The 8,894-nt window shown below is 60.9% G+C and carries 9 protein-coding genes and 2 pseudogenes; 6 read left to right on the top strand and 5 right to left on the bottom strand.

What is annotated here, in order from left to right; translation table 11 throughout:
- Positions 1-261 precede the first annotated feature (261 nt).
- From AC1DXN_RS24420 to AC1DXN_RS24410, 3 genes are all read left to right on the top strand, one after another.
- Positions 262-573 (top strand): DUF736 domain-containing protein, encoded by a 312-nt coding sequence (locus AC1DXN_RS24420; protein ID WP_477276607.1) that lies wholly within the window; start codon positions 262-264, stop codon positions 571-573.
- A 117-nt stretch (positions 574-690) separates the two neighbouring features.
- On the top strand, positions 691-936 hold the full coding sequence (locus AC1DXN_RS24415; protein ID WP_477276605.1) for a type II toxin-antitoxin system Phd/YefM family antitoxin: 246 nt from the start codon (positions 691-693) through the stop codon (positions 934-936).
- Complete coding sequence (locus tag AC1DXN_RS24410; RefSeq protein WP_477276603.1) at positions 933-1,319, top strand: type II toxin-antitoxin system VapC family toxin; 387 nt, start codon at positions 933-935, stop codon at positions 1,317-1,319. Before AC1DXN_RS24415 ends, AC1DXN_RS24410 begins: the two co-directional genes overlap by 4 nt.
- A 4-nt stretch (positions 1,320-1,323) precedes the next feature.
- On the opposite strand, the gene AC1DXN_RS24405 is transcribed toward AC1DXN_RS24410, so the two are convergent.
- Positions 1,324-1,602, bottom strand: coding sequence for an HU family DNA-binding protein (locus AC1DXN_RS24405; protein WP_477276601.1), 279 nt, complete (start codon positions 1,600-1,602; stop codon positions 1,324-1,326).
- 198 nt (positions 1,603-1,800) lie between these two features.
- Here AC1DXN_RS24405 and AC1DXN_RS24400 point away from each other — a divergent pair, with 198 nt between their 5' ends.
- Complete coding sequence (locus AC1DXN_RS24400; RefSeq protein WP_477276599.1) at positions 1,801-2,070, top strand: type II toxin-antitoxin system prevent-host-death family antitoxin; 270 nt, start codon at positions 1,801-1,803, stop codon at positions 2,068-2,070.
- Positions 2,067-2,528: pseudogene (locus AC1DXN_RS24395) on the top strand (hypothetical protein). Before AC1DXN_RS24400 ends, AC1DXN_RS24395 begins: the two are co-directional and overlap by 4 nt.
- Here AC1DXN_RS24395 and AC1DXN_RS24390 read toward each other — a convergent pair.
- The 4 genes and pseudogenes from AC1DXN_RS24390 to AC1DXN_RS24375 form a co-directional block, all read right to left on the bottom strand.
- Positions 2,452-2,724, bottom strand: coding sequence for a WGR domain-containing protein (locus AC1DXN_RS24390; RefSeq protein WP_477276597.1), 273 nt, complete (start codon positions 2,722-2,724; stop codon positions 2,452-2,454). The pseudogene AC1DXN_RS24395 and the gene AC1DXN_RS24390 sit on opposite strands and share 77 nt — an antisense overlap.
- Before the next feature lie 227 nt (positions 2,725-2,951).
- Entirely contained in the window at positions 2,952-4,868 is a 1,917-nt protein-coding gene (gene traG / locus AC1DXN_RS24385) for a Ti-type conjugative transfer system protein TraG (RefSeq protein WP_477276596.1), read from the bottom strand.
- Positions 4,858-5,067: pseudogene (traD, locus tag AC1DXN_RS24380) on the bottom strand (conjugal transfer protein TraD); the annotation flags it as partial. The pseudogene traD and the gene traG, both read right to left, overlap by 11 nt.
- A gap of 13 nt (positions 5,068-5,080) precedes the next feature.
- The gene (locus AC1DXN_RS24375; RefSeq protein WP_477276594.1) at positions 5,081-5,329 is read right to left on the bottom strand and encodes a TraC family protein; all 249 of its coding nucleotides are present in this window, start codon (positions 5,327-5,329) and stop codon (positions 5,081-5,083) included.
- A gap of 198 nt (positions 5,330-5,527) precedes the next feature.
- On the opposite strand from AC1DXN_RS24375, the gene traA reads away from it, so the two are divergent.
- Positions 5,528-8,893 (top strand): Ti-type conjugative transfer relaxase TraA, encoded by a 3,366-nt coding sequence (traA, locus tag AC1DXN_RS24370; protein WP_477276592.1) that lies wholly within the window; start codon positions 5,528-5,530, stop codon positions 8,891-8,893.
- Position 8,894: the final 1 nt, after the last annotated feature.

The raw sequence follows: 8,894 nt of genomic DNA, 5'->3' as shown, positions 1-8,894 counted from the left end.
ACCCACCTGCGTCCTTGATGTGGCTTGTCTGACCGGAGGCCGCCTTCGCTGCGCTCCGTCTCGCTCTCATACCCGCAACGGCCGTTCGCGACTTTCTTCCCCTGGACGCTGCGCGCCCATTCCTCGCGGGACAAGAAAGTCTCGTCCAGCCGCCCTTCACGATGTTTCGGCCCCTGCGGGGTGCAGGTCGATCGCCTCCTGTCCTTCGACCCCCATCGAGGTCGCGATGGGCGCGGCCCGAGAAACCAAAGGAATGAGACAATGGCTACCATCGGTACCTTCACCTCCAACGGCAACGGCTTCAACGGGACGATCAAGACCCTGAACCTCAACGTCAAAGCCAAGATCGTTCGCGCAGAACGCACCAGTGACAAGGCTCCAGACTTCCGCGTCCTCGCTGGCAATGTCGAGTTCGGTGCCGCCTGGCAGAAGACCTCGAAGGAGACGGAACGCGGCTACCTCTCGGTCAAACTGGACGACCCGAGCTTCCCCGCTCCGATCTACGCCACCCTGATCGAGGTGGAAGGCGAGGAAGGGCTCCAGTTGATCTGGTCCCGGCCGAACCGGGACTGACGCCCCCACCTGAGGGCTCCGCCGCGAGGCGGGGCCTTCAGTGCATGCTTGCGGAGTCGCGCTTGAAAGAGCGTGTCAAATAGACTAAGTCATATGGACTAAGTTAAGGAGAGGCCAATGCATACGGTCAATATTCATGAGGCGAAGACGCACCTGTCGCGTCTGATCGACAAGGCAGCAAAGGGGGAGCCATTCATCATTGCCAAATCCGGCAAGCCGATGGTCAAGGTTGTCGCCCTAGACGTGCCCGCTGCCAGTGAAGCGCGCCGCGTCGGCTTTATGACTGGCAAGGTTTCTGTCCCGAAGGATTTTGATCGGATGGGAAGTGATGAAATCGAGCAGCTGTTTGGCGGCGATGCATGAAGCTGCTGTTGGACACACATCTCCTGCTCTGGGCGGCCGGTGAACCCGATCAGCTTCCACGTGCAGCCATGGCTGAAATCGAGAATCCCGACAATGATCTCGTGTTCAGTGCGGCGAGCCTGTGGGAAGTCGCCATTAAGCGAGGTCTCGGCCGCAGCGACTTCACTGTCGATCCGCGATTGCTGCGACGTGGATTGCTCGACAATGGATATCATGAACTGGCGATCACGAGTGAGCATGCGGTTGCCGTGGACGGGCTTCCGCCCATCCACAACGATCCATTCGATCGCATCCTGATTGCGCAGTCGATCGTCGAAGGCATCACGCTCCTGACGGTCGACGATCTCGTTGCACAGTATCCCGCGCCTGTCCGCCGGTTCTGACAGATCAGCCGTTGAGCGTGTCCTTGATCGCCTTGGCCGGCGTGAAGGTCAGCTTCTTCGACGCGGCGATTTTGATGGTGGCGCCCGTTGACGGGTTGCGCCCCTCGCGCTCCGGCGTCGCCTTCACCTTGAATTTTCCAAACCCCGGAATCGACGTTTCGGCGCCACTCGAAGCGGCATCGGCAATCGCCTTGAAGACGCCATCAACAATCGATTTTGCTTGCGCCTTGTTCAGGCTGTTGTCGGTGGCGATCTTGTCGGCGATTTCGTTTGCTGTCGTCATGGAAGCTGGCTCCTTTTTTGTTGTTCGTCCTCCCGTTTGACACGCGGAAACCAGAGAATGGTAGCTGACGACGGCCGCCCCCTACGAGAATCCCCAACTTTCCGTCGGGATAACGGCCATCGCAGCTGAAGCGCAGATTGCAGCAGTTACGTGAATGACGTCTGTAACAGCAAATACAGCAACGATCAGGAGAGCAAAATGCTCCGGCCTGGCGGTTCCTACTCGACCAGTGACCTGTCGCGGAAATCCGGCCATATCATCGCCGAGGCGCTACGCCGCCCGGTTACGATAACTCAGCGCAACAAGCCCCGGCTGGTGCTTCTCAATATCCAGGACTATCAACGGCTGATGAGCCAGGCCGACGTGCGGGCAGGAGCGACGATCGAAACGATGTCCGACAGCCTGCTCGCTGAGTTCGAAGCTGCGGTTGAAGCCTATGCGGAGGTGGAAGAAACGGGGCGGCAATGAGCTACGACCAGATCGAGACGGCGTGCGTCATCCGCTATCCATATCTATGGGCGCGCGAAGCCAGCCATGGCGAAACCGAGGGTCGCAAGAACAGGGCGGTCACCGCTGGCGTTCGTCTCGCACGCCTTGACGCGATTTGGTGCTGTTCTTTCCGATCAGTACCAAGCAGTCGGAACCCGCGAGTTCGCCGTTGAGGTTCCGTCCATCGAGAAAGGAAGGCAGGGCTCGATACTGACCCGCGTCTTTGGATCGTCCTCGACGAGTTTAATACCGACGTTATCGGTCGATCGTCCTATCTTGAGCCTGAGCCGCCGATCGGCCGGTTCAGCAAGGCACTCTTTCTGCCGCTGCTGCGCGAGTTCATCGCACACCGCAAGATACTCACCGAGGTAAATCGACGCCGGTCGCGCTCGGGTCAACGTAGCCTCGCCGTCGCTTTGCGCGCTCAAGTCGGATGAATGCGCCCTCGACCTCTTGCGGCTCATCAAAGGTCTCGACTTTGACTTGGCCATTCGTTCCGATCCGTCCCCAGTTGCGGATGAGCGATGCACCGCCGAACAGCGTCGGCTGGATCGAGAGCGAATAAAACCGTGCCATGTTGCGGGCGGCGTCGATACGGTGAAGATAAGCGGGTCTTGTCTCGGGGTTAAGCATGGGATCGAGTCTCGCCCCCGAAGGAACCAGCGTCCAACGAGTTCGATGAATCGATCTCAGCCAAATGATTCATGACGCTGATGGATTGCTGTCGAAGTGGCTGTCCGAAGGGCCGCCGCCGGCGTTGCCGGCGGCGAAGCGGAGGGGCTGAACGCGCTATTCAAGCTGCGCCGAAGAGAAGCCCCGGAGCTTCCACGGGGAAACAAAACCTTGGCCGATCGGCCAAGTCATTTCTTCTTCGGCCCGAACCTGTTCGCGCCAGCGATTGCGACCATCTCCTTGCGCCGGAAATAGATCGCGCGGCCGCAGCGCAGTGGAGGATTGCCGGCGGTGAAGACGATCTGTTCGTCGGTGCGCATTTGCATGACCTCATGTGGAAGGATCAGAGGGCGTCGGGCGAGTTGCTTCGAGCGGGTTCTAGACGTTCCGTTCATCCGCGAGGATGTGCTGGTTTGTCCGACCTCGACCGTCGTGTCGCCACAACGCTTCGAAATGTAGTCCGCTGTTTCAGGGTCATTAATCGCGGCGAACGATGTCCACGAGGCGGACTCGAACCATTTCGAGGAGGCGTCGCGTCCGCCATAGGCCTCACGCATCTGGCCGATCGACTGGAACAGCATCAGCAGACTGATGCCGTATTTGCGGCCCGCGTCACGGGCGGTTTCAAGAATCCGCATGAAGCCGAGGCGCGCCACCTCGTCGAGCAGGAAAAGGGTGCGGTCTTCGACATCGCCATTGCGATTGTAGATGGCATTCATCAGCGAGCCAATGATGACACGGGCGAGGCCCGGATGGTTCTCGAGTGTCTTAAGGTCGAGGCTGATGAAGATGTCGGTTTTGCCCGCTGCAACCTCGTCGGTCGCAAAACTTCTGCCCGAGACGAGCGCGGCGTAGTTCTCGTAGGACAGCCAGTGCGTTTCCTTGGATGCGGCGCCATAGATGCCCGAGAATGTCTCCGGTGTCATGTTGATGAAGGGGGCGACGTTTTCGCGGACAAATGCGCTTTGCGACGAGTCGTAGATTTCCTGCAACCGGGTTCGCAGTTTTGGTTCCGGCTCGGCAAGATTGGTCCGGACCTGGCGTAGCGTCTGGTTCCCAGACGGCGTGTGGCCGGAGAGGCAGACGTCCGCTATCAGGGCCGTCACCAACTGCTGTGCCGATCCACGAAAGAAATCGTTTCGGCTGGCGTCGACCCGCGGATTGTCGGTCATGATCCAGGATGCGACCGCGGCGATGTCCTCCTCTTTCGTGCCGCCAAATTTGCCGATCCAGTCGAGCGCGTTAAAACCGGTACCGTCGCGTCCCGGATCGATGACATAGACCTGTCGATTGAGCGATTTGCGATGCGCGGTGACCATTGGGGCGACCTCGTTGGAGGGATCCAGAACGACCAGTCCACTCCTCCATTGAAGCGCGGTCGGAATGGTCACGGACGTTGTCTTGAAGCCGCCGGACCCGGCAAACACGATCGCATGACCCGATCCGAAGTCGCCTGCGAAGCCGAGCAGCGGTTTTCGCCCACCACTTCCCCAGCTTTCGTGATCGCTCGCCTTGAACGATTTGGCGGCAACTGTGTCGCGGTCGACGCGATAGCGCTCTCCTACGACGATGCTGGCTTCTGTGGGAAAGAGTTTTGCGGCCTCGGTCAATCTCATCCAGTCAGCGTCGCCGTGGATGGCGCGCTTGCCCATGGTGCGTTTTGGTGATGGTGACGCGAAGGCCGTGTTGCCGTGCAGGGCAACACGGAGCGCAAAGACGCCGACGAACAGCGTGATCGTCGCGCCGCCGATCGTGAAGGGATCGGCAAAGGACAACAGCGTTCCCTCGGCGACGCGATCAGCGAATGAAAGGAGCCTGCCGCCTTCGTTGATCATGGCGATCACGACCACGAGCATCGCGCCGAGAAGCGCGCTGAGGCCCGCCGACCTGATCGATGCCGAGCCGGCGGCAGCAAACAGAAAGATCAGTCCGACGCCGCCCGCCGTAGCGTAGGGCAGAGCCAGCCCGAGCTTGCCCATAAACAGATGGGCGGCACGTGATGTTCCAAGCGAAGCGAGCCAGGTCTCAATCCCGGTCAGGCCCCACAGCGTTGCGATCATAAGTGCCGCCGGCGCGATTGTGAGCCCGAGTTTCTTCCATGTCATTGCCAAAGGCAGCCTTTCCGATCGCGCGCAGGCGCCCCCATTCCGCCTGGTTGTCAGCGCGGCGCGCCAGTTCGACAAGAGCGCCAAGGATGACGGCGCGATCGGCCGAGCGAAGGCCCGCCTTCACGACCAGACCGCCAAGTTGGATTTTCTCGCGGGTGTCGCGCTTGCGCTCCTCTGCCGCCTGCCGTCGGTGCATGTTCGTCATTCGCTCAAGCATCGCCTTCAGCAGGCCGAGCCGGCTTCGGCGCGGCTTGCCGGCGCTTCTCGCTCCCCGCCTGAAATCGTCCGGCGATCTCCGCGAAAAGGTCAGCGAGCTTCTCCTCGTCGATGTTGAGATCGCCGAGACCGGCCTTGACCGCGATGCGGCCGATCCGCTCGGCCTCCTTGGTCTCGGCTGCCTTCAGTTGATCGTGCAGGCGATCGATCTCCTCGCGGATCTTTGACGACGATTTTCTCACGATGTTTGCGCTCCCTCATGACGATCATTTTCAGAGCCAATCATGACGGTGAAGCCTGGCGTCGACACTTGCGGATTTCCGAAGCTGTCTTGCGGCAAGCGCTGCCGCAGGATCCCGCCGAACAAAGAGAGGATTGAAGGGCGCACTTATACGTCGCTTGCGCGACGTTGTGCTCCCGGCGGGAGTTTTTGGAGCCGGATGGCAATCTACCACTTGCATGCCCAGATCATCGGCCGGGGAGAAGGTCGGAGCGCAGTCGCATCCGCCGCCTACCGCCATTGCGCGCGGATGGAGGTCGAGGCTGAGGCACGGGTCGCCGACTATTCCAACAAGAAGGGGCTTGCCCATTCCGAATTTGCGTTGCCGGAAGCAACGCCTGCCTGGCTGCGTACCCTGATCGACGGGCGCGACGCGGCAGGCGCTTCCGCCGCCCTCTGGAATGCTGTCGAGACTTTCGAGAAACGAGCCGATGCGCAATTCATGCGTGAGTTGGATTTGGCGCTCCCCGTCGAACTGACGCGGGAACAGAACATCGAACTCGTGCGCGCGTTCGTATCGGAACAGATCCTTCCACGCGGCATGGTGGCGGACTGGGCCTATCACGACAGTCCCGGCAATCCGCACATCCATCTGATGACGACGTTGAGGCCGCTCACCGAAGAGGCGTTCGGGCCAAAGCGGATCGCGGTACTGGATGAAAACGGCAACCCGCTTCGGATCAAATCGAAGCTGCATCCTCTGGGAAAGATCGTCTATCGGTTGTGGGCTGGCGACGAGCAGACACTGAATGAATGGCGCGAAGCTTGGGCCGTCCTGCAAAACCTGCATCTCGCCAAACAGGGACTCGACATCCGCGTCGACCACCGTTCCTTCGAGGAACGGGGACTGGATCTCTTACCAACCTCCAAGATCGGCGTCGGCGCAACACATATCGCGCGTGAGGCAGAAGCCAGGGAGCGTGAGGTCGAGCTCGACCGGTTGCGCCTCTTCCAGGAACAGAGACAGGAATCGGCGAAACGGATTGAACGTCGCCCGGAAATCATCCTCGACATGATCGCGCGCGAACGCAGCGTGTTTGACGAGCGCGATCTGGCAAAGCTCGTGCATCGCTATGTCGACGATCCGGGCACGTTTGCGAACGTCATGGCGCGGCTGATGACGAGCCCCGAATTGGTACGGTTGCTGCGCGAGACGCTGGACTTCGAGACCGGCGAGCGCATGCCGGAAAGGCTTGCCACAAGAACGATGATCCGCACCGAAGCCGACATGGCACGGCAGGCATTGCATCTGTCCGGGGAGGAGAGTTTTGCCATCTCGAAGGACGCGCTCGCGGTCACGTTCCACGAGCATGCCTATCTGCACGACGAGCAACGCGCCGCGGTTGAATACGCCACGGGTGCATCCCGCATCGCGGCGATCGTCGGCCTCGCGGGTGCGGGAAAAACCACCGCGTTGAAAGCGGCGCGCGAGGCCTGGGAACGCGAAGGTTTTCGCGTCGTTGGCGGGGCGCTCGCCGGCAAGGCCGCCGAAGGCCTGGAGAAGGAAGCGGCAATCCCGGCGCGCACATTGGCGTCTTGGGAGCTTCGCTGGGGGAGGGGTACTGACCTTCTCGACGCGAAGACCGTTTTCGTCATGGACGAGGCCGGCATGGTTGCATCGAGGCAGATGGCGCTGTTCGTCAATTCAGTCGCCCGCAGCGGCGCCAAACTCGTCCTGGTCGGTGATGGCGAGCAGCTTCAGCCGATCGAAGCGGGTGCCGCCTTCCGAGCGATCCATGACCGTGTCGGTTATGTCGTGCTCGAAAATGTACGCCGCCAGAAGCAGGGCTGGATGCGCAAGGCGAGCGTGGATTTCGCGCGCGGCAGGACGGCGGATGCGATCAACGCCTATCGCGTCCGTGGCAAAGTGCTCGGCAGCCAGACCAAGGCTGAAGCGATCAAGATGCTGATCGCCGACTGGAACCGCGATTTCGATCCGGCAAAATCGTCGATCATCCTCGCACACCTTCGCCGCGACGTGAGGACGCTGAACGAGCAAGCACGCGCGGCACTCATCGAACGTGACGTGATCGGCGAAGGGTTTCGATTCCAGACCGAACAAGGGACACGCTACTTCGCAGGCGGCGACCAGGTCGTGTTCCTGCGAAACGAGATTTCGCTCGGTGTGAAGAACGGCATGATCGGCCGAGTCGCCGAGGCGAAGCTGGGTCGCATCGTCGTCGAGATCGGCGACGACAAACGCCGGGTCGAGATTGCCCAGGCATTTTATCGCGCTGTCGATCACGGCTACGCGACGACGATCCACAAGTCGCAAGGCGCCACTGTTGACCGGGTAAAGGTGCTCGCCTCGCTCTCGCTCGACAAACATCTTTCCTATGTTGCCATGACCCGCCATCGCGAGGATGTCGCGCTCTATTACGGGCGTCGATCCTTCGAGAAGGCGGGCGGCCTGATCCCGCTCCTGTCACGCCGCAACGCCAAGGAAACGACGCTCGACTATGCCGGCTCAAGCGAATATCTCGATGCTCTTCGCTATGCGATCAACCGTGGCCTCCACGCGTTCCGTGTCGCCAGAGCCTTGCTCGACGACCAACTGCGTCTCATCGCACGCGCCAGGGAGAAGGTGGCGAGACTGGGTGTCAAGCTCGCGGCGTTCGCCTCAAGCGTCAGCTTGCGACCGGTCGAACAAGCGTTGGCTCTGAATGCTTCCCGCTCGTCAATCCTGAGACCCGCTTCCACCGTCAACGCGCCCACCTACGTCGTCGAACCACTGCTGCGCGGCGTGACGCTATGGGTGCGATCGATCACTGAGATTGTGAAGGAGAATGCCTTGTCCGAAACGTCAGTGAAGCTGCAATGGCGCGAGGTGTCGGACCGCTTTGCTCAAATCTATCAGGATCCGCATGCGGCCGCGAACGTCATGAAAATCGATGCGGTGGTCGAGGCGCCGGATCGTCATCGCGCCGTGCTCGATCGACTTGCAGTTAACCCCGAAACCTTCGGCGAGCTGCGCGGTAACGTCGGGCTCTTCGCCTCGAAGGCGCAGAAGCAGGAACGGCAAATGGCGATCGAAGGAGGTGCCGCGATCAAGGCGGCGATTGAGCGCTACATCCGCCTTAGGTCCGAGGCTTCCAATCGGCTTGAGGTCAATGAAACCGAAGCGCGTCAGCGTGCATCGATCGACATACCGGCGCTGTCCCAGTCCGCGATCGTCGTCATGGAGCGGGTGCGCGATGCGATAGACCGCAACGATCTACCGGGTGCGCTCGGCTTCGCCCTCGCCGACAGGATGATCAAGGCCGAGATCGATCGCATGAATGCCGCCCTCGGCCATCGTTTCGGCGAGCGCGCCCTGCTCGGACTGGATGCACAAAAAATCGATGGTCCAGCCTACAAGGCGCTGGCAGCGAATATGCCCGCTGCCGACAAGATGAAACTCGCGGAAGCCTGGCCGACGTTGCGAGCGGTACAGCGGATCGCCGCACATGAGCGGTCCGTCCAGGCAATGAACCAGGCGGAAACCGCCAAGCTCGTCCAACGCCCGACCCTTAAGCCCGGTTCGTGAC

This window comes from Mesorhizobium sp. P2_H9, from assembly GCF_056403215.1.
Note: the sequence above shows the minus strand (reverse complement) of the source record. Positions and strands in the feature narration are given on the sequence as shown.